Raw genomic sequence first — 24628 nt, 5'->3', positions numbered from 1 at the left:
GTGTTTAACTGTAGGTTAGACACCTATTTTTTGTTTACTAGGAAAATCTGTTGGATTTCCAGGAAAATTAAAAATCCTCTGGGTAGGATGTACACGCCGCAACATGGAAATTTTATCGTTTTTGCGCTATTGCGTCAAAGTGGAAGATGGAATTTTGCGTCCTGCCACAAGCGGAGAATCTTGCAAGCAGGATTCTTTTTTTGTAGAAAAATCTTGGCGCACAAAGTGAGGCACACCTTTAAGGTGAAAGAGATTGGGGAAGTGTTCGTGAATTTTGTCGTGTTTTGTTGAATTTCATGTCGGATTGTGCTAAATTAACCTTTAAATAGTACCTGGAAAATATTGGAAAATTCATCATGAATCATAGGGGGATTGCCATGGTAAGGGAATATTTAGAGCAAGATGTATTTGAAGCCCTCCAGAACCGCTTGAAATTTTTGTTTGAGGAATTTGATAATATATATGTCTCGTTTTCAGGAGGAAAGGATAGCGGTCTGTTATTGAATCTGGTTATGGACTATCGGAAAAAGTATTATCCAGAAAAAACACTGGGAGTGTTTCACCAAGACTTTGAGGCTCAGTATACGGTGACGACAGAGTATGTAGAGAGAACTTTTGAGCGCATCAAAGATGAAGTGGAGCCTTATTGGGTTTGTCTGCCGATGGCGACTAGAACGGCTTTGAGTAGTTATGAGATGTATTGGTATCCCTGGGACGACACCAAAAAGGATAGTTGGGTTCGCCAGATGCCTCAAAAGGAGTACGTGATTAATTTAGACAATAATCCGATGACTACTTATCACTATCGAATGCATCAGGAGGATTTGGCGAAGCAGTTTGGCAGATGGTATCAATTATCTCATGGAAAGAAAAAGACCGTCTGTTTGCTGGGAATCCGCGCGGATGAATCTCTTCAAAGATACAGTGGTTTTCTGAATAAGAAGTATGGGTATAAAGGAGAGTGCTGGATTAGCAAGCATTTCAAAAATGTCTGGTGTGCCTCGCCGCTGTATGACTGGTCTACTTATGATGTCTGGCATGCCAATTACCTGTTTGATTACGATTACAATGAGTTGTATGAGCTCTATTACAAAGCGGGGCTGAAGGTTTCTCAGATGCGGGTTGCTTCGCCGTTTAATGATTATTCCAAGGATGCCCTTAATTTGTATCGAGTCATAGACCCGGAGATTTGGGTTAAGCTGGTGGGAAGAGTGCAGGGAGCGAATTTCGCGTGTATCTACAGTAAGTCAAAAGCCATGGGATATCGTAATATTACTCTGCCAGAGGGGCATACTTGGAAATCTTACACCATGTTTTTGTTGGATACTTTACCGGTCAGACTCAGGAATAATTACGTAAAAAAATTTAATACCTCTATTAAATTTTGGCATACCACGGGCGGAGGGTTGGATGAAAATGTAATTCAGGAATTGGAAGAACATGGATACAATATCCGCAGGAATGGTGTTTCTAACTATACCAGAAGTAAGAAATCACGGGTGGTATTTGTGGGGAAAATTCCAGATGATACGGACGATATCAAGTCCAGCAAAGATATTCCCAGTTGGAAGAGAATGTGCTACTGCATTTTAAAAAACGATCATATCTGTAGATTTATGGGATTTGGTATGACGAGGCAGCAGCAAAAAAGAGTAGATATTATCCGGAGAAAGTATAAAAGTATCGAGGAGATTAATTATGGAGTTTAAAAGTCCTGCTTATAACGTCATTGCAGTTCCAGTGGAGAAAATAAAGGCAAATACTTATAATCCCAATGCGGTGGCTCCGCCGGAGATGAAGCTGTTGTACGAAAGCATTAAAGAAGATGGCTATACAATGCCAATTGTATGTTATTACGCAAAAGTAGAGGACCTGTACGTGATTGTGGATGGTTTTCATCGTTATCGAATCATCAAGGAACATCAGGATATCTATGAACGCGAGAAAGGAATGCTCCCGGTCTCTGTGATAGAGAAACCTTTAGATCAGAGGATGGCAAGTACGATTCGGCACAATCGTGCCAGAGGAAACCACGATGTAGATTTGATGAGTAATATTGTCAAGGAGCTACATGAGCTTGGACGGTCTGATGAGTGGATTTCTAAGCATCTTGGAATGGATAAGGATGAGATTTTGCGGCTGAAGCAGATCACAGGCTTGGCAGCTCTTTTCAAGGATGTGAAATTTGGAAAAGCTTGGGTTCCTGCGGACGAAGATACATAAAAAACTCCGCCAAAGAAGTTAATTCTTTGGCGGAATTATGGGAGATGTAAAACTCGATAAGTTTTACAAGGTTATGGCTAGGTTTTAGAACAATCCGCTGATCTTTCCAGTCTCGTCCACGTCGATTCTCTCAGCAGCCGGTACCTTTGGCAGACCAGGCATTGTCATGATCTCTCCGGTCAGGGCTACGATGAATCCTGCTCCAGCAGAGATCTTCAGGTTACGTACCGTCACCTCAAAGTCGGTCGGCGCTCCCAGTTTCGTCTGATCGTCTGTCAGGCTGTACTGTGTTTTTGCCACACAAATCGGGCAGTTTCCATAGCCCAGCGCTTCCAGTTCTTTTGCCTGCTTCTGAGCGTTTGCAGTCAGCACAACTCTCTTTCCTCCGTAGATCTTCTGTACGATCTGGTTCAGTTTGTCCTCAATGCTTCCTTCCAGCTCATAGGAGTAGGTGAAGTCGTTCGGCTCTTCTACCAGTCTGATGACTTCCTCTGCCAGTTTCACGCCGCCTTCGCCGCCTTTTGCCCATACCTCAGACAGCGCTACGTTTACGCCCAGCTCACGGCACTTGCTCTCTACCAGGTCTAACTCTGCCTTGGTATCGGTTGGGAATGCGTTGATCGCTACCACACACGGCAGTTTGTATACATTTTTAATGTTGCTTACGTGTTTCAGCAGGTTTGGAAGTCCTTTCTCCAGTGCTTCCAGGTTCTCGTTGTTCAGATCTGCCTTCGGTACTCCTCCGTTGTATTTCAGTGCACGTACAGTTGCCACGATTACCACTGCACTTGGCTTCAGTCCTGCCATACGGCACTTGATGTCCAGGAACTTCTCAGCACCTAAGTCTGCGCCGAATCCTGCCTCAGTGATCGCGTAATCGCCCAGTCTCAGTGCCATTTTTGTTGCGATGACAGAGTTACAGCCGTGTGCGATGTTTGCGAATGGTCCGCCGTGTACGATTGCCGGTACATGCTCCAGGGTCTGTACCAGGTTTGGCTTCAGGGCATCTTTTAACAGCGCGCACATTGCTCCCTGTGCGTTTAAGTCGCCTGCGGTTACCGGTTTCTGCTCGGAAGCTTTTCCGTAAGTATATCCTACAACGATTCTTGCCAGTCTATTTTTCAGGTCGTTGATATCGCTTGCCAGACACAGAACTGCCATGATCTCGGAGGCAACGGTGATGTCATAGCCGTCCTCACGTGGCATTCCGTTGGTCTTTCCGCCCAGGCCGTCTACCACGAAACGAAGCTGACGGTCGTTCATGTCCACACATCTTTTCCAGGTGATCTTTCTCGGGTCGATATTTAAAGCGTTGCCCTGATAGATATGGTTGTCGATCATAGCAGCCAGTAGGTTATTTGCAGCTCCGATGGCATGGAAGTCACCGGTAAAATGCAGGTTGATGTCCTCCATTGGAACAACCTGAGCGTATCCGCCGCCGGCAGCGCCGCCTTTTACGCCGAAGACCGGTCCTAAGGACGGCTCACGCAGAGCAACCATAACGTTCTTTCCTAATTTCTGAAGTCCGTCAGCCAGACCTACAGTCGTGGTGGTCTTTCCTTCTCCGGCCGGAGTCGGGTTGATAGCGGTTACCAGAACGAGTTTGCCGTCTTTGCCTTCGGTCTCTTTTAACAGATTATAGTCGATTTTTGCTTTGTACTTTCCGTACTGCTCCAGATATTTGTCATCGATCCCAGCCTTCTCAGCAATCTTAGTGATCGGTTCCATTGTGCACTCCTGTGCGATTTCGATGTCACTTTTGAATCCCATAATTATGATCTCCTTTCTGGATCCCCCATAATACCGACGCCTGTTAGATATGATGTGAAAGGTTTGTTGTGGACATACCTTCTGCATCGTTCGCATCCTCGCGGAGCGTTTATGTGATAGGAGGACTCTCGCGCATTGGCGTGAAAAGAGCTTTCCTATTGCATAAAAAAGGACAACATTCGAGAAGCTCAAATGTTGCCCAGACGGTCGGCGTTTCAGATTTCTAATTCCCCTGTGGTATTCCACAATTATCCGTCAGTAATTAGAAACCTCTTGGTTGATTGGAATCTTTTGATATTGTTTTTGATTCCTTAGTTGATGGTTATATATTAGCACTAATGCATATAAAAGTCAAGAATTTAGTCAAAAATTTATCAAAGTTTTAAGAAAAGTAACTGGATTAGAGTGATTTTTAATTAAAATTAAAAATACTATAATAGGAAATAAAATAAATTATTATCGTTAAACTTTTTTCCTTATTATATTGAAATATCAAAAAATAGAAAGGAACTAGGATTGTACAGATTAAAGTGCTATTACTATCTGCTACCTTCAGAACGGCCGTAACTATTCAGCCATAACAGCTTATATCGCCGCATATGCTGCTTATGGCTGAATAGTTACGTTTAATTGTATCAATTCAGCTTTTCGGCTTCACTGTCACAAATGCATGCACACAGACTGCAATTCTCTCAGTCTGGTGCTTGCAGTCCTCGGGATCCCGCTGCATATGCAGCGGGACAGTGTCAGGCTAAACGTTACGTTTAATTCTTAAGAAAGGATAAAATGCCTTGCAAAAACTTGTCGAGTTCTTGTATACTATTCCAAGATGAGGGAAACAAGCGATCAGGAGAAAAAGAGGAGACGTAACTATGACGAGAAAAGAGTTTTTAGAAAGTTTGGAGAGGCATTTGAGAGGCCAGCTTTCAGAAAATCAGCTTCGAGGTCATGTGGAGTACTATCGGGATTATATAGAAAAAGAGATTGCGTCCGGAAAGACGGAGGCGGAAGTCTTGGATATGCTTGGAGACCCATGGTTAATCGCCAAAACGCTGATTGATTCCGGGGCGTGGAGTTCTCAGGAAACAGGAGAATACGTTGTCCAGGAAGAAGACGGAGAATTTGTAAGAGAGAGCAAAAAGACTTTTAGAAAACTGGACCTTACCACATGGTATGGAAAGCTGATTGTAATTTTGGCGGCAGCACTGATTTTATTTGTGCTGATTACAATTATTGGCGCGTTGCTTCCCATACTGTTCTGTTTGGCAGTGGTGGGTGTCATTGTGAAGGCATTCCAGAAAAGGCGCTGAAGATGCCGAAGAGACAGAAGTGAATAAAAATGTAAAAACCAGATTTGTTATAAATCTGGTTTTTATGTTATAGGAAAGGATTCGTCACGTTTAACGAAATCTTTTTGGGATAGTGAGGTCCGATTCGTCGATTTCAGCAAAAGGATAAAAGCGTTTCGGCAGGTTACGGAATGGGAGCGTAAGCAGATTAGAAGAGGCGGCACCGGGAGTATCTGCTTCAATGATGTCACTGGCTACGGGCAAGTAACTCGCTCGAAAAGAGGTACAGGTTTTTACTGCAACCATCTGGTAGAAAAGGGGTTCCATTCCATGATGGCGGTATAGCTGTAGATCTCCGGCTCCTAGGAGCTGTTCGGACACAAGGATAGAGGTGTTTCTGAATTTGAGGACAGCGGTAGGACCCAGGTGATTGACAAGGCCGCGCTTAGCGGGGCCTTCTTGCGTATAGATTCCATCGTGTAAAGATTGTACATATGCCTGGAGTGTGACGGGAGCGCTCATGCTGGAATTGATCGAAGCGCCGATGGTGAAAGTGCCCGTCTTTCCAACTCCTGTCTGAAAAGCTTGTCTTACTGCGGGAGCACATCTCAAAGATAGCGCGGCTTTTACCGATGAATTCAGGCGCAAGATTTCATGGAGTATATAGGCACTGTCGCCATTAGCACCGGCGTTGGTAGAATCTGCGGAGTCCACCAGAACGAGAGGCTTGCCTGTGGCATTATTTTCTGCGACATGTATAATTTCCTGTACACTTCTTATATCAGAATGGAAACTGTGTCGCAGATTCAAAAAGCGCCGTGCCAGTTCCAAAAGAAGTTTGGAGCTGTCAGATTCAGAGACAGTAAGTACCGCACTTCCTCCGACACCGACATCCAGCCAGGGTTGTCTTTGAAAGATGGAAAAATCGGCAATTTTTTTCTCTTCTACGAAATGTTCGGCATGGCGCATCAGCTCGGAAAAAGGGCCGAAGAGGGTGGTATAAGAACTTGCAGGGGCGATCATGGGCAGGTGTATGCATCGTGTGTGGAGAGGTTTCTGAGGATTTTTTAGACGCTGGAGACACAGGGAAGCGGCTCGGGATCCAGTTTCATAAAAATCTACATGAGGATAAGTGTGATAACCGCAGAGAAATTCAGCGTTCTTTAACATTTTTTCAGTGATGTTTGCGTGCAAATCTAAAGAGGCAGAGAGAATCGTACTGGGGCCTACGAGCTGGCGAATTTTTTCCAGCAGGTCTCCGCATACGTCCTGAGACGCAGTGGACTGAGTAGCCCCGTGTAGTGAAATGCACACGCCATCTAGAGGAAGTGCTTCTTTTAGGCGGCGGGACAGATTTTTCCAGTAGTCCTCTACGACTTGGGCCTCTACCGGTCCGGCGGCGTTGGCCCACATGCGGCAGGTGGGGACAATCTGAACTTTGTTTTCTTCCAAAACGTGAATCATTCCATCTAGCGCGCTGGAACCATTTCCATTTTTTAACAGTTCCTCACCTTCCCACAGGCCAAAGACCAGATAGTCTTCTAGAGGACTAGGAAAGGGGTTGAAGGAATTGGTCTCCTGATGGAATTCACAGATTGCTATTTTCATAAGCAGCTCCTTTCGTTGCCGATGACTGCCCTGCCGAATGGCAGGGCAGAAACATTAGTAAACACCGTTGATGCTTCCATATAAATTGTGAAGAGCAGGGTGAAGTTCCAAGTAGATCTTATAAAGTTTATCGTAAATTTCAGCGTTTTCGTTTCTGGGTTTAAAAACTCTCTGTATTTTGACGGTATCATAGACTGCGTTATAATCTTTGATGTATCCAAGGCCAACCATCGCGCAGTAGTAGGTTCCCATTGCGCCGGTGTAGCGTGGGCTTTCAGGGACCTCTACGGTAATCTGCAAAACATCGGAAAGCATCTGCATCCACAGATCGCTGACTGCGCCGCCGCCTACGACGCGAATGCTGTGCAATTTTTTACCGGCAGCTTTTTCATAGTGTTCCAAATATCTGCGATGGGTGTAGCAGATGCTTTCCATAACCGCGTGAACCAGATGGCGGCGATCATGGTTGGAAGTTACGTTGAAGAAGACGGACTTGGCGTTTTTGGACAGAGGAGGCAGCTCACCGTTTAGCCAATGGGTCGCAATCAGATTGTCAGAACCGGCAGGAATGCCGGCAATGTCTTTGTTCACAAAATCGAAGACTTCTCCGCCTAGGATTTGGCGTTCTGAGTGGTAGAATTGTTCAACTGCCCAGTCGAAGGCGAAACAACCGGTCTGAAGTGCGAACAGTCCTCCTTCATATTGAGAGTTAAAGGTAAAATATTGTGGGGCCTCAATGTCTTCTCGGTTTCGGATGATATCCACCAGCCAGGAGGAGGTGCCGAAATAGATATGTACCATATTTTCCTGGCAACATCCTGTTCCTATGGTGATTGCCGGGAGATCTCCAAAGCCTCCAAAGACGGGGATTCCTTGGACCAGTCCCATTTCTTCTGCTGCCTGTATGGTGACTTTGCCGACTTCTTCGGTTGCCAGCTTCATCGGTGGGAACTTATCCAAATCTTCATCCAGGCCGGCGGCATGGATGATTTTGTCATAATCAGATTGGATGGACGGATTGCAGGAATGGAAAAAGTCATCGGAAGGTTCTGTGGCGATCTGTCCGGTAGTCTTCCATTTAAAATAGGTGTTCAGTCCCATGATTACCTTGGCGTTTTCCCAGATTTCAGGCTCATTTTCCTTTACCCACATCAGGCGAGGCCAGTACTCTTGCCCAGTACCTACGAAGAAGCCAGCCGCCTGGTTCAGACGTTCTGCCTGGGCGCTGGCTCTGGCATCCATCCAGATCAGACTGTTGCGCAGTACGTTTCCATTTGCGTCTATGGGTATAATGTTTTTCCACGGTGCAGCATAGATAAGTCCGATGATTTGATCGGGTTTGATACTAGCTTTTGTGATTACGTTTTGGGAAGTCTTGCAGATCGCTTTCCAAAGTTCTTCAGGATTTTGTTCGGCCCAGCCTGGATGGAGCTGAATTAGAGAATATTCAGCCTTGGCGTTGCAGATGACTTTTCCTTCAAAGTTGATCAGAACTGCCTTGACAGCGGTGGTGCCGCAGTCAAAGGAGAGAATATATTTTTGAATCATACTTTTCCTCCATTCTTTTTAATCAGCTTTATAACGGCTGAGGTATAAGTTGATGAGCATTCCTAAAAGAGCGAATCCGCCAGTTACATACCAGGCGATGGTCCAATTAGTTTGTCCAGCCAGCCAAGGAACGAAGATAGGGGAGATAATTCCGCCTGCACCTGCGATCAGCAATACCAGACCGACGCCAGGACCAGCAGCGGCGCTTCCGAATAAGTCAGCCGGCAGAGAGAGACCAGGACCATTTGTGGCAGGCACCCCCCAACCTACGGCCAAAGTGATAAAGAAGGCCATGCCTAAACTCATAGGAGCAAGATGCGGTAGCAGGATGCAGGTTATGAAGGCTACAAAAAGTGCAGGCCACATATTCGCCCAGGTTCTTGCCTTCAGAGCCCCTTTTTTGGCGACCATTTTATCAGAAATCCATCCCACAATCGGTGTGGAAAAGACGGCGATAAAGCCATTCAAGAAGACCATGGTTCCCACCTGTGAGGAGGAATAGTCTAAGGTATAGAGATACTCTGCAAGGTATGCGTACATACCGTAACAGCTAAAGAAGCAGCAGAGAGTGGCCAATCCGAGCATCCAAAGAGCTGGTTCTTTGAATATATTTTTTTGAAGTTCTTCGCTGTGACGGACGACGTGTTTTTCCTCTTCCAGAGGTGGGGCTTCTTTTACCATCGCGTAGAAAATGAGAGCTCCGACGGCTGCCAGGGCGCTGATGAGCCAGAAAGTGTTCTTCCAGCCGATCATTGGCGTGAGTAGGCCGCCTACATAACCGCCTAAAGCGGAACCGAGTCCGATGGCTCCCAACAGAATTCCGAGGGCTAGACCACGTTCTTTGGTGGGAAACCAGGAGCTGACTACCACATTGGTTAGTCCTACCATACAGCCGCATCCCTGGACAAAACGCAGGAGAAGGATGATGTAGTAGTTAGTCATGACGGGAATCAGGGCAGAAGCCAGAATATAAGCGATGATTACGACGGTAAACACTTTTTTCCACCCATGTTTTGCGATCAGTTTTCCTTCAATGAAGCCGCCGATGACGTAACCGGCGATCTGCATAGAAGAACCGGCCTGTATCATAGGAGTTGTCAAGGAAAAAGCGGAGGCTAATTCGTTGACGGCGACAGACCAGGAGGTCAGTGACATGTAGACAATAGAAAGCATTAGTGTGCATCCGATAAGTGCGGATAGTTTTCCGCCTTTAGTCTGGGATTGATTCATATGTTTCCTCCTTGAGTAATAGGCGATGTTATTTGCGCGCCAAATAGCATCGTGTGTTTCTTTGTGCAATTAATTGCAGGTTCGATTCTTATGAGTGGAATTATATCATGGGTTTTGTGTGAATACAACAAAAAAATGTGGGGAATATGAGGAATAATGTGTGATTTGTGAATAATATCTAAAGATTTTTGTGTCTTTATGTGCAAATTCATGATTTGTGAGGAAGAATAATACAATAAAAAGCAAAAAAACACAGAACGCGACGATTGGGGCGAAGCGAACTGTGTTTTTGAACAGGCTGAAGCAAAAGTAGGATTACGTTTTAAAAGGAGTTCAGACAGGATGTGAACACTTCTAGCATGTTATAGCAATCCTGCTCGTAGATTTCTCCCATATTGGCTACTTGAATCATATTCATGTCTGCGTATTTTCCTTTTCCCAGATAAAAAATATAGCCTCTTTTTTCCATTTTAGCCAAGAAATCAGCAGCGGGTATGTTTTCTGGAAGAAAGACGGAGGTGACTGTGTTGGAAAGATGCTCTGAGAGGAGCAGATGCAGTCCTATATTTTGGAGACCGTTGCGTATAATAGAGGCACATCGTTGGTATCGGGCAATACGCTTGTCCAATCCTTCCTCTAAAATGTTTGTCAATGCTTGATTCAAAGGCCAGAATAAATTGACATTTGGTGTATTCGGAGTCTGATGGGAGGACTTTGCTATATCGTAATGTTTATACAGACTCAGATAGACATTCTTGCACTGGGCGGCCGTGAGAGTATCTAAGATCTCTTTTTTGGCGCAGATATAGGCAGAACCAGGAAAAGCACCGACACATTTTCCGCCTACAGAGGTGGCAATGGAAATGTGGTTAGTTGTCATATCTATGTATTCACCACCTGCGGCGGAAACCGTGTCGGCGAAGAATATTTTGTGGTATTTCTCGCAGAGACGGCCCACCTCATGGACAGGATTAATCATCCCTGTGCTGGTCTCGTGATACACCATGGCCACGACTTTTATTTTGGGATTGCGGGTTATGATGTGTTCGATTTCGGCCAAGTCCGGGTAAGTCCCCCAGGGAAACACAGCCTCTTCCTTGGGAATCTGATATTTTTCGATAATCTCCAGCAGCCGTTCACCGAAGACACCGTTGCGGATCAAAAGCACGGTCTCGTCTTTTTGAAAAAGTGAGGAGAGAACGGTCTCGTTGGCGGAGGTTCCGGAACCTGAGACAATCAGGCTGTAGTAAGTGTCGTCTGCGCCAAAAAGTCTTTTGATTTTTTCTTGCGTATCTGTGAACATGCCTTCGAATTCTGGACTGCGATGACAGATGTCGTAATGGAGCAGGGCGCTTCGCACATTGCTTTTGACCATCACGGGGCCAGGGCTGAAGAGTTTGGGTGCACTCATAGTATAACTCCTTTCTTTGAAGTGTGTTTAAGTGTTTCTTTGTGTGGATTATAGAATTAAAATGTGTGTTTGTCAATAGTAAAACACAAAAACACACAAAATATTGCGGGAAAATGTGTGATGATGAGAGGAAGTAAAAAGAACAAAGTATTGAAAAAAAAGAATATAGACGTTAAAATAAAGACACCGGGTCTGGGATGACTGGAAAGAAATGTATGGTCTTATCTTAGACGGAAATTAGTAAAAACCTTGGGTTTTAAAGGTTTGTTCATGGTAAAAATCATAAATTGGGAAATGGGATAACAGTGTAGGAGAAGAGGCATGTTAGCGACAGAAAGACAAAATAAGATTATGCAGTTGTTAAGAGAGAATAAAATTGTTAAGATTGCAGATATTGTGGAAATTTTTGATGTTTCGTATGAGACTGTGCGCAGAGATATCAAGAATTTAGAGAAAAATAAAATGATAAGGAGAGTTTATGGGGGGATTTTGGCTAATGAGGAGGAAGAAGTAAAATCCACAGATGAAGAGGTGATTTCTTCTGATATGGATACTTATGAGAAGTCATTGATTGGTGAGAAAGCAGCTTCTTTGGTGGAAGAAGGAGATACGATCTTGATCGGTATGGGGCAGACCCTTTGGGAAGTGGCGAAACAGATTAAGAATAAGAGGAATATAACGGTTCTCACCAATTCAGTATACGTTATCAATGAACTGATAGATTCGTCGGTGAATTTGTATATTTTGGGTGGTCATATTAATTCCAGAGCGAGAGGAGCGTTTGGACAGGTCACTTGCCAGTCCCTGAAAAACTATTATGTGGACAAAGCATTTGTGGGGGCAGGAGGAGTCAGCCTGGAAGGAGGCGTCACTGACTGGAATGCAGAAGCCACGGAGCTTGCAGTCGCGATGGTGGAACAGGCAAGACAGACCATTTTGGTGGCTCAGAGCAGAAAATTTGGGAAGAAAGCTTTTTCTGCGACTTTTGATTTGAATTGTGTGAATATCGCAGTTACGGATTCTGATTTGCCGGAAGAATATGTTGTCGGTCTGAGAGAACGTGGTATTGAGTTGTTGTTGGCGGAGAAGACTGTAGATAAGATGGAATGACATGGTTCGGAGCGCTTTTTGTTTTTAGCGACTTAATGAATGAGGCGGCGTGATAGGGACGACGACTTAGAGGATATCTGCTAGATGGTGTGACGGTATACCAGTTTGGTCGTCTTAGCAGATAGAATCCGCGAACGCAGTGCGGAGCGGACGTGATTATACGGTGTAATTATGTGCTTCAAATAAGGATGGGGAGTTATAAACCGTGTAACACACAGAACAGTCAATGAGATGTTGGAGGAATTGGACTAGGCGGCAGGGATTTCTGTGTCAGAGAACAGTCAGCTTAGCATCGTGTGAAGAAATTCCTACAACGAAATAAAACTGAAAATACCGTCTGCGCAGTACTTTCAGTTTTTTAAAGCAGATGACGGGAATCGAACCCGCCTCCCCAGCTTGGGAAGCTGGTGTTCTACCGATGAACTACATCTGCATGCATTTAGTATAACATAGATTGAATGAATTTTCAAATAAAATCGAAAAATTTATTTGTGACAGGTATCAGTTCAGCCATATAGTGTACGGGAAGCATAAAACATACTTGGATGTTTTTGAGAGCGGGCATCTGTATGAGCGAAGCGCCTTTCAATGAGTAAAGCAGTGGCGTTAGCCACGATAAGCACGTAGTGCGATTTTACGAACGGCGCTGGCTGAACTGTTCCGTGACAGAATTTGAGTCGGAAAAATCATAGGTGAAAAGAGGAGAGAGGATGGACTATAATCGAGTGAAAGTAGCGAAATCTGCGAATGTGGTAAAGGAGGCAGTATTGCTGGGAGATGTGACGGTCGGGGAGGACTGCTGTATTTTATTCCACGCAGTGCTCAGAGGGGATGAAGATAGGATTGTGGTGGGCAAGTGCAGCAATATCCAGGATAACTGTACAGTACATGCGGATGTTGGATATCCGGCAGTAATAGGGGATTATGTGACGGTAGGTCACAATGCGCTGGTACATGGTTGCAAGATAGGAGACGGTACCTTAGTAGGGATGGGCTCGATCGTTATGAATGGGACAGTTGTCGGCAAGGAGTGCTTGATTGGTGCGGGAAGTCTGGTATTACAGAATCAGAAAATCCCAGATGGAAGTTTAGTTCTGGGAAATCCAGCGAAGGTAGTTCGCGCCCTGACGGAGAAGGAGAGAAAAGAACTGTATGAAAGCAGTGACTGCTATCTGAAGGTGGGGAGGGAACTGCGCGAAGGCGGGTATGTGAGAACGTTTGAGGAATAAAAGGACATGGGAATAAAGTGGGAAAGCCCACTTCAACTCCCCCCATTCTTATAATCTTGAGGGGAACAGTCCCACTTTGCGCGCCGAGCACAGCCGCCTGCGGCGACTACCTCTTGTGGGAGTGCGCATCCTTAGCGGAGCGTTTATGTATAAGAAAGGGCTTTCACGCATTAGCGTGATAAGGTCTTTCCTGTTATATGAAAGAGAAGACCCCGGTAGGGGAGCTACCGGGGTCTTCGAGGGGAGTATAAATAATTAAATAAGGGGTTAATGTAAAAAAAATTTTTGAAGGGTAAATTCTTTTTACATGCCAATTATAATATATTCTGGAAAAAAAAGCAATATGCTTTCTTGAATATTCCCTCTTGTTTTTGGAATAATAACGAGTGTAATACAAAAAAAGTTTACGAAACAGGAGGAAAACTTTTATGGCTAAAAATTCTAAGAACGAATATCAGAGTTCAAATGTAAAAAATAGCAAAAACAGCACGAACAGTAAAAACCGTATGACAAACAGCGAGAACAGCAAGAATTGTCATAAGAATAAGACCAGCGACTGTGGTAAGAACTACAGCGAGGATTATTCTGAGAACAGCTACGACTCCAAATATTGATCTTTCTAAAAATGCCCGGGCACAAGGCCCGGGCATTTTTCATGTCATAGGGAAGAGATTGTTACGCAAATTCGTGAGAGCCCTTTCATATAACATAAACGCTCCACGTCGGTCGCACTGTGGCGGAGTGGAAGATGGTGCTTTGCCCCCCCACTGTAGGCGAAGGTCCTGCAAACACGACTCTTTTTTAGGTGAGTTGACGGATAGAGGAAGTCTGCATATTTTAGTAAGAAAAGGGGGTTTAGTAAAATGCAGGAAATAAAATTGATTTCTCCTAGAGATATAGACCGCTATGTAGATGATGTAGATTCTGTTCTCGTTGATATACGCGATTCAAAGGAATATCGGGCTGCCCATGTAAGAGGCGCGGTAAATGTGCCCTATGAAGAGATAAAAGAGGCGTACTTTCCGGAAGAGAAATTCTTAGTCTTATACTGTGACAGAGGTGGAGCAAGTATGGAAGCTGGAAGGTATCTGGCGGAACAGGGTTACCAGGTCTGTTCCGTCGTTGGAGGATTTATGGCATATCGGGGAAGAAATCTTGTATTTTCCAATTAGCCATAGTAAAATAGAGTGCAAAAGATATGAGTGGTAAAAAGATTTGTCTGGAAGAGGATTTTCGATTTGGGAAATTCTCTTCCCAGTCTTTGGCAAGCCGTAGCATTGTCCGATGGTATGGCATACAGACCCTTGGAAAGGGTCTATAAATACTACTCTATTTATAATTTGAGGAGGATGCAGTCAGATGAAATATATGTTTGCTTCTGATATTCATGGCTCTGCTTATTACTGCAGGAAGATGCTGGAAGCCTATGAAAAGGAAGGCGCCAAGCGGCTGGTGCTTTTGGGTGACTTGCTGTATCATGGACCGCGGAATGATCTGCCCAGAGAGTATGCGCCGAAAGAAGTGATCGCGATGCTCAATGCGAAAAAAGATGAGTTTTATGCGGTGCGTGGCAATTGTGAAGCGGAAGTTGATCAAATGGTATTGCAGTTCCCTGTAATGGCAGACTACTGTATTTTAGAACTGGAAGGCAGGACTTTTTACGCGACGCACGGCCACATATATAATGAAGGAAATCTTCCGCCTATGAAAAAGGGAGATATCCTGATTCATGGGCATACACATGTGCTGCGGGCTGACAGGACCGAGAACTGTATGATATTAAATCCGGGTTCCGTGTCCATTCCCAAAGAGGGAAATCCGCCTACTTATGCAGTGTATGAGGACGGGATTTTTTCTATTAAAGATTTTGACGGAAATGTGATAAAAGAGATTACACTATAGAAAGAGGATTGCATGGAAAAATGGGAATTGATTGCCCCTTGTCATTTTGGGCTGGAGGCAGTACTTAAGAGAGAGATTCTGGATTTAGGATACGAAATCAGTAAGGTGGAGGATGGAAAAGTCACGTTTTGGGGAGATGCTCAGGCGGTTGCTGACGCAAATGTATTTATCAGAACGGCAGAGCGGATTTTAATTAAAGTGGGAGAAGTCCATGCAGAGACTTTCGAGGAGCTTTTTCAGGGAACCAAAGATCTGCCCTGGGAAAATTACATTCCAGAAGATGGAAAGTTCTGGGTGGCCAAGGCAAACTCCATCAAAAGTAAGCTGTTTAGTCCTTCTGACATTCAGTCTATTATGAAAAAAGCAATTGTGGAGAGGTTAAAAGGTGTCTATGGCATTCAATGGTTCGCAGAGGAGGGCGCGTCATTTCCCATACGTGTTGCTTTTATGAAAGATGTGGCTACGATAGGTCTGGACACTTCCGGGGTATCTTTACATAAAAGGGGATACCGCCAAATGACGGCGAAAGCTCCGATCACGGAGACATTAGCGGCGGCATTGATTTTGCTGACCCCATGGAAGGCAGACCGAGTCTTAGTGGACCCATTTTGCGGCAGCGGGACATTTCCCATCGAAGCGGCAATGATGGCAGCTGACATCGCTCCTGGCATGAACCGCTCATTTTTGGCGGAGGACTGGAAACACTTGATACCCAGAAAGTGTTGGTATGAGGCAATGGATGAGGCAAATGAGAGAGCGAAGCTGGATACTGAGACGGATATTCAGGGATTTGACATAGACCCTCAGGTGCTGAGAGCGGCCAGAGAGAATGCAAAGCTGGCAGGAGTAGATCATATGATTCATTTTCAGCAAAGAGCGGTGAAAGATCTGCACCACAGTAAGTCCTTTGGCTTTCTGATAACGAATCCGCCTTATGGGGAACGGTTGGAAGAGAAAGAATCCTTAGCACAGCTGTACAGGGAGATTGGGGAAAGTTTTCAAAGACTGGACCGGTGGTCTATGTATTTGATTACATCTTATGAGAATGCGCAAAGAGATATCGGACGGCAGGCAGATAAAAACCGCAAAATCTATAATGGGATGTTAAAGACGTATTTTTATCAGTTTTTAGGGCCGAAGCCGCCTAAGAAAAATACAAAATAGAGGATGGCGAGGAGAAGGAGACTTATGAAAAGAATCATTTTTGCTACAGGAAACGAAGGAAAGATGAGAGAGATTCGCAGGATTATGGAAGACCTGGATGTGGAAATTTTCTCATTAAAGGAAGCAGGAATTCAGGCAGACATTGTGGAGGACGGCAGCAGTTTTGAGGAAAATGCAGTCATTAAGGCGAAAACTGTCTGTGAGCTCACCAACGAAGTAGTGTTGGCAGATGACTCGGGGTTGGAGATTGACTATTTAAATGGGGAACCGGGGATTTATTCAGCCAGGTATATGGGAGAGGATACTTCTTACAGAATTAAGAATCAGAATTTAATTGATCGCCTTGCGGGAGTGCCGCAGGAGAAGAGGACAGCGCGGTTTGTCTGTGCGGTCGCGGCTGCGTATCCGGATGGAACGGTGAAGACAGCCCGGGGTACCATGGAAGGTATCATTGGATATGAAGAACGGGGAGAAAATGGGTTTGGATATGACCCCATCTTTTTTCTGCCGGAGTATGGCTGCAGCTCAGCAGAGCTTAGTATGGAAGAAAAGAATAAGATTAGCCACCGCGGGAAAGCCTTGGAGGCAATCAAAGAGGTTTTATTATGAAAGTATTGATTGTCAGTGATACACATGGAAAAGAAAATACGTTGGATGAGGTTTTGCTGAGGGAGACACCGTTTGATGTTCTGATTCACTGCGGGGATGTGGAAGGACAGGAGGATTATCTCGAGGCCGCTTTGGACTGTCCGGCTTATATTGTGGCCGGAAATAATGACTTTTTTTCTGATTTGGACAGAGAATTGGAGATTGATCTGGCCGGCACGAAAGTATTGATTACCCATGGGCATAACTACGGCGTCTCACTAGACCCGGCAGAGCTAATTGATGAGGCGGCATCCAGAGGGATTTCTGTGGTGTTTTTTGGACATACTCATAAGCCGGTAATTTTAAGAAGAGGAAATATTACTGCGGTGAATCCAGGAAGTCTTTCCTATCCGAGACAGGAAGGGAGAACACCCAGCTATGCTGTTTTGGATATTGACCGGCAGGGAAAATTTCATTTTAAGATTAAATATATGACGGCATAGTAAATGTATTTTTGAAAGCTTTTCTGTTTTTATTTCTATGGCAGATTTTCTTGTCAGGCGTGTTCCTCAAGACTGAGAAATTTTGAAGATTATCTGCGTATTTATCAGGAAAAATCCTTGAAAAAAACGTAAGGAATTTTTTAGCAAAAATATGAAAAAAGGTGTTGACATTTGTAAAACACTATAATATAATATGTCTTGCGTCAGCGGGAGCGGCGCAGGACAAAAGTATAGAGAGATCGGGGTGTGGCTCAGTTTGGCTAGAGCGCCTGGTTTGGGACCAGGAGGCCGCAGGTTCGAATCCTGTCACCCCGACTGCTGTTTCGCATCATTACCGTTTCAGCGACATGCGGGTGTAGTTCAATGGTAGAACACTAGCCTTCCAAGCTAGATACGTGGGTTCGATTCCCATCACCCGCTTCTCTGTTCTAAATACGGAGAAATGTGCTTGTAGCTCAGCTGGATAGAGCAACGGCCTTCTAAGCCGTGGGTCGGGGGTTCGAATCCCTTCAAGCACGGTATGGTGGGTATAGCGCAGTTGGTTAGCGCGCCAGATTGTGGCTCTGGAGGCCAAGGGTTCGAATCCCTTTATCCACCTTCCCTATTGGGCTATCGCCAAGCGGTAAGGCACAGCACTTTGACTGCTGCATTCGCTGGTTCGAATCCAGCTAGCCCAGTCTATATGGAGCATTAGCTCAGTTGGTAGAGCACTTGACTTTTAATCAAGTTGTCCGGGGTTCGAATCCCCGATGCTTCATTGAGAACACTGTCTTCAAAGATATTTGAGGTCAGTGTTTTTTTGTGCGATTGAAAAGACATTGCCCGCTGATGCATGAAAATGTCTTCCTATCATACAATAATTCACGAGATCTTACTGCGGCGGCGCACAAGGTAAGCTGCGCCTTTTAAGGTTGAAGGGGTGTGTTTTGACATATCTAATAAAATTGATGTGTGTATTCTTATGTTAATGCTTGACAGATGAAAAAGTAGAATGTTATAATAAATATCGCTTTATAGGAGCAGGCGGATATGGCGGAATTGGCAGACGCGATAGATTTAGGTTCTATTGTCGATAGGCGTGCAGGTTCAAGTCCTGTTATCCGCATAAGGTTCATAAAATCCGAAGCCGATTTCAGATAGGAACGGCTTCGGATTTTGCGTAATAGGCCCAGCAAGTGGCTGGCGTTTGGCGTACATCTTTTGGAAATATGGTTGTTATTCTTGTTTTCCTACTTGTTTGATTATCTGATGCACATAAGTACTCAGACCAGCGACCAGGACTCCCTGTGTAAAAGCGGTGAAAAGAGCCATGATCACGTCTCTGTATGTTGAGATCGGGCACCCGGCAAATACCCAGGCAGCGCAGACTACGACACCGATGGCGCCTAGAATTAATGGTATATACTTGTCTTTTACAGCTTGGGACTTCTTAAGTCCTACGCCGATGAAGTACAATACAAATGCTACGATTAAAAGTTCTGGTTTGATATAGTTTGTTATCTGTTCCATCTTATTTCCTCCAATAATAGCCTGACTTTATTATATGCTTTTGAGTTGGAGATGTGCGTCCACAGGAGGGGCTTGAGGGTGAGCTTTTGTTGGTGGGTTTTGAGACGGTTCTGTGTGAACCGTAATGATCGTTGGTTACGGTTCATGCCTCAATATCCCGCGAGGTGTTTTTTGCATTTTGTACATAAATCCCGAGACATAAGCGCGTTACTGCTTACGGCTTGCAAGTGAGTGAACCGTAATGACCGTTACAAAGAAAGCAGTATTTTATGATATCTTACCTTGTTTTTTTAAAATAAATGTGATACAGTTAAGCTAGTTTTCAAAAAAAGATATAAGACTCCGAAGTGCTGAGAGAGTCTTCTTTGGCTTAGATAATTGGTCGATTCAGAATTAGTACATCTATTGAGTCATTGTCAATTCAGACAGGAATCCGAATACTTAAGTAAGTGAATAGGCAGAAAGGATAAAGAATATGCGAGAAAAATATGAGTCACTGTCTCTTAGTGTACTGCGTGATTTAGCGAAAGCGCGGGGATTAAGAGGGATTTCTACGTTAAAAAAGGCAGATCTGATACAGAAAATGTTACTAGAAGATGAAAAAGAAAAAATACAGAGTCAGGAACCCGGCATGAAAGAGGAAGAAGGAAAGCAGCAACAAGATGAATACGTTCCGTCTTTCGACGGCCAGCGCTCAAATGAAAATAGCCGAAATTTAGACCATGGGCGTTACGGCGAAGGCGGCAGAAATTATGAGAACGGCCATAACAGTGAGCGAAAGCCCACTTTAAACAATGAAGTTTTAGACAGCGGGGAGAAAGCGAACGGAATACTAGAAGTGCTGCCGGACGGCTATGGTTTTATTAGATGCGAAAATTATCTGCCTGGGGAGAATGATATTTATGTCTCACAGTCACAGATACGAAAATTTAATTTGAAGACAGGGGATATTGTACAGGGGAATATCCGCGTAAATCAGGGGGAAAAGTTCCGGGCGCTGCTTTATGTGACATCTGTCAATGGCTTTCATCCTAACGAGAGTGTGAGGCGTCACAATTTCGAGGACATGACGCCGGTATTTCCCAATGAAAGACTGATCTTAGAACGCCCAGGTGGCAGTACTGCCATGAGGATTGTAGATTTGATTAGTCCTATTGGTAAGGGGCAGAGGGGAATGATTGTTTCCCCCCCAAAGGCAGGAAAGACGACTTTGCTGAAAGATGTGGCGAAGTCGATTCTGAGAAACAACAGGAGGATGCACTTGATTATTCTCCTGATTGATGAGAGACCAGAAGAGGTAACAGATATCAAGGAGGCAATTCAAGGGGAGAACGTGGAAGTTATCTACTCCACTTTTGATGAACTGCCGGAACATCATAAAAGAGTTTCAGAGATGGTGGTGGAGCGTGCACGCCGTCTTGTGGAGCACAAAAAGGATGTGACGATACTGCTAGACAGTATTACCCGTCTTGCGAGGGCTTATAACTTAGTGATTCCGCCCAGCGGAAGAACCCTGTCTGGTGGTTTGGACCCTGCGGCTCTTCATATGCCGAAACGATTTTTTGGAGCCGCCAGAAATATGAGAGAGGGAGGCAGCCTGACGATACTCGCCACTGCCTTGGTGGACACGGGGAGTAAGATGGACGACGTGATCTACGAGGAGTTTAAAGGTACTGGAAACATGGAGTTAGTATTGGATCGCAAGCTGCAAGAGAAAAGAGTTTTCCCTGCCATTGATATTCAGAAGTCTGGAACCAGAAGGGAAGATCTGCTGTTGAGTAGAGAAGAGCAGGAAGCTGTCTACAGTATGAGAAAAGCGTTAAATGGAATGAAGGCGGAAGACGCGGTGGAACAGATTCTGAATATGTTCGCGAGGACAAAGAACAATTCGGAATTCGTTCAGATGATAAAAAAACAGAAATTTTTCTAAATAGGTTGCTTTTTAATTTTTAATATGATATAATTCAAAAGCTGTTTAAAATTGAGATCGGCAAATGAAACGACTATAAAGACTATAACATAGAGAGGTGAAAAACATGAAAGAAGGAATCCATCCAAATTACAAAGAAGCTACTGTAACCTGTAACTGTGGAAACACATTTGTAACAAGATCTGTTAAAGGCGATATCCACGTGGAAATCTGCTCCAAATGTCATCCATTCTACACTGGTCAGCAGAAAGCAGCTCAGGCGCGTGGACGTATTGACAAGTTTAATAAGAAATACGGTATTAAATAAGAAGAAAGCAGAGCGGGGAAGCTGTCGTTCCTACAGAACAGGCAGAGTCTGCATACAGTAGAACATAGGGAAGTCAGAACAGGTTGAGGTTGGATAAATCTCAACCTTTCTTTAAATACCTGGATGTGCAGCGAATTATTAAAGGAGAACATATGAGATCATCAAATATTGGCGGACAGGCAGTGATCGAAGGAATCATGATGAGGCATAAAGATGAGTACGCAATAGCTGTGCGCAAGCCGAATGGAGAGATTGAGATAAAGACACAGGAATACCGAAGTGTCTTTGGCAAAGCGAAGGTGATGAGACTTCCAATACTGAGAGGTGTTGTGAGCTTTGTGGATTCCCTGGTGATCGGAACAAAATGCTTGATGTATTCGGCAGCCTTTTTCGAAGAGGAGGAAGAGGAGAAGGATAAGCTAGATGCAATGACTGAGGAAGAGAGAGAGAGAAGTCTGAGAAAGCAGGAAAAACTAGAGAAATTGCTGATGACGGCTACCGTAGTAATTTCCATGCTCCTGGCGGTGGGGCTGTTCATGGTACTTCCCTATGTGTTGGCCAGCCTGCTTCGGAAGGTAGGGGCCACGGAGACAGTCGTAACTCTGGTGGAATCCGTGGTCAAGATTGCGCTGTTTTTGGCATATATGGGATTGATATCCCGGATGAAAGATATCCAGAGAACCTTTATGTATCATGGTTCAGAGCATAAATGCATCAACTGTATTGAGAATGGACTAGATTTGACAGTGGAGAATGTCATGAAAAGTTCCAGGCAGCACAAACGCTGCGGGACGAGTTTTCTGTTGTATGTAATGGTGGTAAGCATTATTTTTCACTTCTTTTTTGTGTTTGTGCCGGTATTCTGGGTAAGACTGGTTGGAAGATTGCTGTTGATTCCGATCATCGCCGGGGTATCCTATGAGTTTATCCAATGGGCGGGCAGGAGTTCCAATTCTGTCGTGTGCTGGCTGAGTAAACCGGGGTTGGCGCTTCAGAAACTGACGACGAAGGAGCCGACGCCGGATATGGTGGAAGTGGCGATAGCGGCTGTGGAGGCTGTCTTTGACTGGAAGCCCTATGTAGAGGAAGTTCAAAAAGAGAAAGAGAGCAGACCATGAGTACTTACCGTGATTTGTTGCGATGGGGAAGAATGGAATTAAACCGGGCTCATATCCCTGACGGGGATTTGGATGCCTGGTATTTGATGGAATATGTATTTGAAATGGACCGGGCGCACTACTTTTTACGGGAGAGCGAAGAGGCTGGAAGCCAGGAGGAAGAATACCGCAGATTAATTTCCCTCAGGTGTGGGAGAATTCCGCTTCAGCATTTGACCCATCAGGCTTGGTTTATGGGTCTGGAATTTTATGTAGATGGCAGGGTTTTGGTACCTAGGCAGGATACCGAGATTTTGGTAGAAGAGGCGGTCCGCAGACTAGAAGATGGACAGAGACTTTTGGATATGTGTACGGGTTCTGGGTGCATTTTGTTGAGTATCCTGAGTCAGAAGCCTTGCTGTAAGGGAACAGGTGTAGATCTGTCTGCGGATGCTCTGGAAGTGGCAAGACTGAACGGAAGACGGCTGAATATCACAGCAGATTTTCGGCAGAGTGACTTGTTCACGGACATTGGGGGCAGATATGAGATGATTGTGTCGAATCCCCCCTATATTCCCACCGGGGTTATCCCGACTTTGGAAGAGGAAGTGCGCAGTTATGATCCGAACCTGGCTCTGGATGGAGGAGAGGATGGACTCAGCTTTTATCGGAGAATTGTGGAGCAGGCTTCCACTCGTCTGGAAGATGGAGGGTGGCTGCTATTTGAGATCGGGCATGATCAGGGAAGATGCGTCCGCGATATGATGGAGAATGCGGGATATGGAGAACTTCAGGTAGTCAAAGACCTGGCAGGTCGAGACCGTGTAGTTCTGGGACGAAGAATGTACAGGAGGAACAGAGATGTTTGATAAATTGGAAGATTTGCTTATCCGCTTCGAAGAGGTTTTAAGCGAGCTCGGAGAGCCGGGGGTCGCTGACAACCAGGAACGTTTTCAAAAACTGATGCGGGAGCAGAGTGAGTTGCAGCCCATTGTGGATACGTACAAGGAGTACAAAGAGAACCAACAGACGATTCAGGACAGCGTATCCATGCTGGAAGAAGAATCGGATGAGGAGATGCGGGAGATGCTCAAAGAAGAGCTGTCTGACGCAAAGAGACGAGTGGGAGAACTGGAAAATGAGTTGAAGATTCTGCTTTTGCCAAAGGATCCCAATGACAGTAAGAATGTAATTGTGGAGATCCGTGCCGGTGCGGGAGGAGATGAGGCAGCGCTGTTTGCGGCGGAGATTTACCGCATGTATGTGAAGTACGCGGAGAGCAGGCGTTGGAAGACGGAGATGTTGAGCCTGAATGAAAATGGTATCGGCGGATTCAAGGAAGTAACCTTCATGATTCAAGGCCAGGGTGCTTACTCTCGTCTGAAATATGAGAGTGGAGTGCACAGAGTGCAAAGGGTTCCTGAGACGGAGTCGGGCGGACGGATTCACACATCCACAATCACTGTGGCAATTATGCCAGAGGCAGAGGAAATTGACTTTCATCTGGATTTGAATGACTGTAAATTTGATGTCTTTCGGGCGTCGGGAAACGGAGGACAGTGTGTCAACACCACGGACTCTGCGGTACGTCTGACTCATATTCCTACGGGGATTGTGATTTCCTGCCAGGATGAGAAGTCTCAGCTCAAGAATAAGGACAAGGCGCTGAAAGTGTTGCGTTCCCGTCTCTATGAGATGGAACTGCAAAAACAGCACGACGCGGAGGCGGAGGCCAGAAGAAGTCAGGTGGGAACCGGAGATCGGTCTGAGAAGATCAGAACCTATAATTTCCCCCAGGGACGTGTCACTGACCATAGGATTAAGTTGACTTTGCATAGGCTAGAAGGAACCTTGAACGGCGATCTGGATGAGGTGATTGACAGTCTGATCGCGGCAGACCAGGCGGCAAAATTGAGTAATCTACAGAATGAATAGAGAAGTAAGAGGCGGTACCGAAAGGGCCGCCTTTTTTGTGTCATAGAAAAGACATTGTCACGCTGAAACGTGAAAGCTCTTTTCTATGACATAAACGCTCCGCTAAGGATGCGCATGTACCACAAGACGATGTTGCGGCGGCGCGCAATGTAAGCTTCGTCTCTCAAAGATTGGGGGGAAGGGGAGATGAAAATGTTGCTGATGCAACCCGCCGCAGGCGGAGAATCCTGCGGGGCGGGATTCTTTTTTATGTTATCTTTCCTTAAGAACGGAAA

22 protein-coding genes, 8 tRNA genes and 1 riboswitch are annotated in these 24628 nt (G+C 45.1%); of the genes, 23 read left to right on the top strand and 7 right to left on the bottom strand.

Features of this window, described 5'->3' with window-relative positions; genetic code table 11:
• Positions 1-377: 377 nt before the first annotated feature.
• Together BLHYD_RS14885 and BLHYD_RS14880 are read left to right on the top strand one after the other, a co-directional pair.
• Positions 378-1709, top strand: a complete 1332-nt coding sequence (locus BLHYD_RS14885) for a phosphoadenosine phosphosulfate reductase (protein ID WP_021844475.1) — start codon at positions 378-380, stop codon at positions 1707-1709.
• Positions 1699-2223: an IbrB-like domain-containing protein gene (locus tag BLHYD_RS14880; RefSeq protein WP_005950667.1), complete on the top strand. Its 525-nt coding sequence runs from the start codon at positions 1699-1701 to the stop codon at positions 2221-2223. Before BLHYD_RS14885 ends, BLHYD_RS14880 begins: the two co-directional genes overlap by 11 nt.
• A gap of 84 nt (positions 2224-2307) precedes the next feature.
• Here BLHYD_RS14880 and BLHYD_RS14875 read toward each other — a convergent pair whose 3' ends face one another.
• On the bottom strand, positions 2308-3993 hold the full coding sequence (locus BLHYD_RS14875) for a formate--tetrahydrofolate ligase (RefSeq protein WP_322141402.1): 1686 nt from the start codon (positions 3991-3993) through the stop codon (positions 2308-2310).
• Between the two features lie 190 nt (positions 3994-4183).
• Positions 4184-4266, bottom strand: a riboswitch (ZMP/ZTP riboswitch).
• A gap of 599 nt (positions 4267-4865) precedes the next feature.
• Here BLHYD_RS14875 and BLHYD_RS14870 point away from each other — a divergent pair.
• Positions 4866-5303 (top strand): DUF1700 domain-containing protein, encoded by a 438-nt coding sequence (locus BLHYD_RS14870; RefSeq protein WP_005951042.1) that lies wholly within the window; start codon positions 4866-4868, stop codon positions 5301-5303.
• Between the two features lie 90 nt (positions 5304-5393).
• Here the strand turns inward: BLHYD_RS14870 and BLHYD_RS14865 are convergent, their stop codons facing one another.
• The 4 genes from BLHYD_RS14865 to BLHYD_RS14850 all read right to left on the bottom strand — a co-directional run bounded on the left by BLHYD_RS14865 (position 5394) and on the right by BLHYD_RS14850 (position 11079).
• The gene (locus BLHYD_RS14865; RefSeq protein WP_005951044.1) at positions 5394-6890 is read right to left on the bottom strand and encodes a M81 family metallopeptidase; all 1497 of its coding nucleotides are present in this window, start codon (positions 6888-6890) and stop codon (positions 5394-5396) included.
• A 54-nt stretch (positions 6891-6944) separates the two neighbouring features.
• Positions 6945-8438: a xylulokinase gene (locus tag BLHYD_RS14860; RefSeq protein WP_005951046.1), complete on the bottom strand. Its 1494-nt coding sequence runs from the start codon at positions 8436-8438 to the stop codon at positions 6945-6947.
• 18 nt (positions 8439-8456) lie between these two features.
• A complete protein-coding gene (locus tag BLHYD_RS14855; protein WP_005951048.1) occupies positions 8457-9668 on the bottom strand; it encodes an MFS transporter in 1212 nt (403 codons plus the stop codon).
• 322 nt (positions 9669-9990) lie between these two features.
• Positions 9991-11079, bottom strand: coding sequence for a pyridoxal-phosphate-dependent aminotransferase family protein (locus BLHYD_RS14850; RefSeq protein WP_005951050.1), 1089 nt, complete (start codon positions 11077-11079; stop codon positions 9991-9993).
• A gap of 321 nt (positions 11080-11400) precedes the next feature.
• On the opposite strand from BLHYD_RS14850, the gene BLHYD_RS14845 reads away from it, so the two are divergent.
• Positions 11401-12189 carry a DeoR/GlpR family DNA-binding transcription regulator gene (locus tag BLHYD_RS14845; protein WP_005951054.1) on the top strand — a complete coding sequence of 263 codons (789 nt, stop codon included), beginning with the start codon at positions 11401-11403 and terminating at the stop codon, positions 12187-12189.
• Between the two features lie 362 nt (positions 12190-12551).
• Here BLHYD_RS14845 and BLHYD_RS14840 read toward each other — a convergent pair.
• Positions 12552-12622 (bottom strand) — tRNA-Gly (locus BLHYD_RS14840).
• 277 nt (positions 12623-12899) lie between these two features.
• Here BLHYD_RS14840 and BLHYD_RS14835 point away from each other — a divergent pair.
• The 14 genes from BLHYD_RS14835 (at position 12900) to BLHYD_RS14770 (ending at position 18680) form a co-directional block, all read left to right on the top strand.
• The gene (locus BLHYD_RS14835) at positions 12900-13418 is read left to right on the top strand and encodes a gamma carbonic anhydrase family protein (RefSeq protein WP_005951058.1); all 519 of its coding nucleotides are present in this window, start codon (positions 12900-12902) and stop codon (positions 13416-13418) included.
• A gap of 428 nt (positions 13419-13846) precedes the next feature.
• Complete coding sequence (locus tag BLHYD_RS14830; protein ID WP_021844728.1) at positions 13847-14032, top strand: hypothetical protein; 186 nt, start codon at positions 13847-13849, stop codon at positions 14030-14032.
• Between the two features lie 249 nt (positions 14033-14281).
• Positions 14282-14590, top strand: a complete 309-nt coding sequence (locus BLHYD_RS14825; RefSeq protein WP_005951062.1) for a rhodanese-like domain-containing protein — start codon at positions 14282-14284, stop codon at positions 14588-14590.
• Between the two features lie 187 nt (positions 14591-14777).
• Positions 14778-15320 carry a phosphodiesterase gene (gene yfcE / locus BLHYD_RS14820; protein ID WP_005951066.1) on the top strand — a complete coding sequence of 181 codons (543 nt, stop codon included), beginning with the start codon at positions 14778-14780 and terminating at the stop codon, positions 15318-15320.
• A gap of 12 nt (positions 15321-15332) precedes the next feature.
• A complete protein-coding gene (locus BLHYD_RS14815; protein ID WP_005951068.1) occupies positions 15333-16484 on the top strand; it encodes a THUMP domain-containing class I SAM-dependent RNA methyltransferase in 1152 nt (383 codons plus the stop codon).
• A gap of 24 nt (positions 16485-16508) precedes the next feature.
• Positions 16509-17093 carry an XTP/dITP diphosphatase gene (locus BLHYD_RS14810; protein ID WP_040350774.1) on the top strand — a complete coding sequence of 195 codons (585 nt, stop codon included), beginning with the start codon at positions 16509-16511 and terminating at the stop codon, positions 17091-17093.
• Positions 17090-17575, top strand: coding sequence for a metallophosphoesterase (locus BLHYD_RS14805; RefSeq protein ID WP_005951072.1), 486 nt, complete (start codon positions 17090-17092; stop codon positions 17573-17575). Before BLHYD_RS14810 ends, BLHYD_RS14805 begins: the two co-directional genes overlap by 4 nt.
• 240 nt (positions 17576-17815) lie before the next feature.
• Positions 17816-17890: transfer RNA gene (locus tag BLHYD_RS14800), tRNA-Pro, on the top strand.
• Positions 17891-17924: 34 nt separating this feature from the next.
• Positions 17925-17995 (top strand) — tRNA-Gly (locus BLHYD_RS14795).
• A gap of 24 nt (positions 17996-18019) precedes the next feature.
• Positions 18020-18093 (top strand) — tRNA-Arg (locus BLHYD_RS14790).
• A 5-nt stretch (positions 18094-18098) separates the two neighbouring features.
• Positions 18099-18172: transfer RNA gene (locus tag BLHYD_RS14785), tRNA-His, on the top strand.
• Positions 18173-18180: 8 nt separating this feature from the next.
• A tRNA-Gln gene (locus BLHYD_RS14780) sits at positions 18181-18252 on the top strand.
• Between the two features lie 7 nt (positions 18253-18259).
• Positions 18260-18332 (top strand) — tRNA-Lys (locus tag BLHYD_RS14775).
• 266 nt (positions 18333-18598) lie between these two features.
• Positions 18599-18680, top strand: a tRNA-Leu gene (locus tag BLHYD_RS14770).
• 110 nt (positions 18681-18790) lie between these two features.
• On the opposite strand, the gene BLHYD_RS14765 is transcribed toward BLHYD_RS14770, so the two are convergent.
• Complete coding sequence (locus tag BLHYD_RS14765; protein ID WP_005951074.1) at positions 18791-19084, bottom strand: phage holin family protein; 294 nt, start codon at positions 19082-19084, stop codon at positions 18791-18793.
• A 475-nt stretch (positions 19085-19559) separates the two neighbouring features.
• On the opposite strand from BLHYD_RS14765, the gene rho reads away from it, so the two are divergent.
• The 5 genes from rho (at position 19560) to prfA (ending at position 24353) form a co-directional block, all read left to right on the top strand.
• The gene (gene rho, locus BLHYD_RS14760; protein WP_005951076.1) at positions 19560-21014 is read left to right on the top strand and encodes a transcription termination factor Rho; all 1455 of its coding nucleotides are present in this window, start codon (positions 19560-19562) and stop codon (positions 21012-21014) included.
• A gap of 106 nt (positions 21015-21120) precedes the next feature.
• Positions 21121-21321, top strand: coding sequence for a 50S ribosomal protein L31 (gene rpmE / locus BLHYD_RS14755; protein ID WP_005951078.1), 201 nt, complete (start codon positions 21121-21123; stop codon positions 21319-21321).
• Between the two features lie 152 nt (positions 21322-21473).
• On the top strand, positions 21474-22439 hold the full coding sequence (locus BLHYD_RS14750; protein WP_040350775.1) for a DUF1385 domain-containing protein: 966 nt from the start codon (positions 21474-21476) through the stop codon (positions 22437-22439).
• The gene (prmC, locus tag BLHYD_RS14745; protein ID WP_005951082.1) at positions 22436-23287 is read left to right on the top strand and encodes a peptide chain release factor N(5)-glutamine methyltransferase; all 852 of its coding nucleotides are present in this window, start codon (positions 22436-22438) and stop codon (positions 23285-23287) included. Before BLHYD_RS14750 ends, prmC begins: the two co-directional genes overlap by 4 nt.
• Positions 23280-24353 (top strand): peptide chain release factor 1, encoded by a 1074-nt coding sequence (gene prfA / locus BLHYD_RS14740; protein WP_005951084.1) that lies wholly within the window; start codon positions 23280-23282, stop codon positions 24351-24353. The genes prmC and prfA overlap by 8 nt, the downstream gene beginning before the upstream one ends.
• Positions 24354-24628: the final 275 nt, after the last annotated feature.

The sequence above is a fragment of the Blautia hydrogenotrophica DSM 10507 genome, assembly GCF_034356035.1.
Lineage (GTDB): Bacteria > Bacillota > Clostridia > Lachnospirales > Lachnospiraceae > Blautia_A > Blautia_A hydrogenotrophica.
The sequence above is the reverse complement of the archived record's forward strand: the minus strand, read 5'-3'. Positions and strand labels throughout refer to the sequence as shown.

Coding starts and splice junctions, on each gene's coding strand:
- BLHYD_RS14885 (WP_021844475.1), top strand. CDS start 378: ATGGTAAGGGAATATTTAGAGCAAGATGTATTTGAAGCCCTCCAGAAC.
- BLHYD_RS14880 (WP_005950667.1), top strand. CDS start 1,699: ATGGAGTTTAAAAGTCCTGCTTATAACGTCATTGCAGTTCCAGTGGAG.
- BLHYD_RS14875 (WP_322141402.1), bottom strand. CDS start 3,993: ATGGGATTCAAAAGTGACATCGAAATCGCACAGGAGTGCACAATGGAA.
- BLHYD_RS14870 (WP_005951042.1), top strand. CDS start 4,866: ATGACGAGAAAAGAGTTTTTAGAAAGTTTGGAGAGGCATTTGAGAGGC.
- BLHYD_RS14865 (WP_005951044.1), bottom strand. CDS start 6,890: ATGAAAATAGCAATCTGTGAATTCCATCAGGAGACCAATTCCTTCAAC.
- BLHYD_RS14860 (WP_005951046.1), bottom strand. CDS start 8,438: ATGATTCAAAAATATATTCTCTCCTTTGACTGCGGCACCACCGCTGTC.
- BLHYD_RS14855 (WP_005951048.1), bottom strand. CDS start 9,668: ATGAATCAATCCCAGACTAAAGGCGGAAAACTATCCGCACTTATCGGA.
- BLHYD_RS14850 (WP_005951050.1), bottom strand. CDS start 11,079: ATGAGTGCACCCAAACTCTTCAGCCCTGGCCCCGTGATGGTCAAAAGC.
- BLHYD_RS14845 (WP_005951054.1), top strand. CDS start 11,401: ATGTTAGCGACAGAAAGACAAAATAAGATTATGCAGTTGTTAAGAGAG.
- BLHYD_RS14835 (WP_005951058.1), top strand. CDS start 12,900: ATGGACTATAATCGAGTGAAAGTAGCGAAATCTGCGAATGTGGTAAAG.
- BLHYD_RS14830 (WP_021844728.1), top strand. CDS start 13,847: ATGGCTAAAAATTCTAAGAACGAATATCAGAGTTCAAATGTAAAAAAT.
- BLHYD_RS14825 (WP_005951062.1), top strand. CDS start 14,282: ATGCAGGAAATAAAATTGATTTCTCCTAGAGATATAGACCGCTATGTA.
- yfcE (WP_005951066.1), top strand. CDS start 14,778: ATGAAATATATGTTTGCTTCTGATATTCATGGCTCTGCTTATTACTGC.
- BLHYD_RS14815 (WP_005951068.1), top strand. CDS start 15,333: ATGGAAAAATGGGAATTGATTGCCCCTTGTCATTTTGGGCTGGAGGCA.
- BLHYD_RS14810 (WP_040350774.1), top strand. CDS start 16,509: ATGAAAAGAATCATTTTTGCTACAGGAAACGAAGGAAAGATGAGAGAG.
- BLHYD_RS14805 (WP_005951072.1), top strand. CDS start 17,090: ATGAAAGTATTGATTGTCAGTGATACACATGGAAAAGAAAATACGTTG.
- BLHYD_RS14765 (WP_005951074.1), bottom strand. CDS start 19,084: ATGGAACAGATAACAAACTATATCAAACCAGAACTTTTAATCGTAGCA.
- rho (WP_005951076.1), top strand. CDS start 19,560: ATGCGAGAAAAATATGAGTCACTGTCTCTTAGTGTACTGCGTGATTTA.
- rpmE (WP_005951078.1), top strand. CDS start 21,121: ATGAAAGAAGGAATCCATCCAAATTACAAAGAAGCTACTGTAACCTGT.
- BLHYD_RS14750 (WP_040350775.1), top strand. CDS start 21,474: ATGAGATCATCAAATATTGGCGGACAGGCAGTGATCGAAGGAATCATG.
- prmC (WP_005951082.1), top strand. CDS start 22,436: ATGAGTACTTACCGTGATTTGTTGCGATGGGGAAGAATGGAATTAAAC.
- prfA (WP_005951084.1), top strand. CDS start 23,280: ATGTTTGATAAATTGGAAGATTTGCTTATCCGCTTCGAAGAGGTTTTA.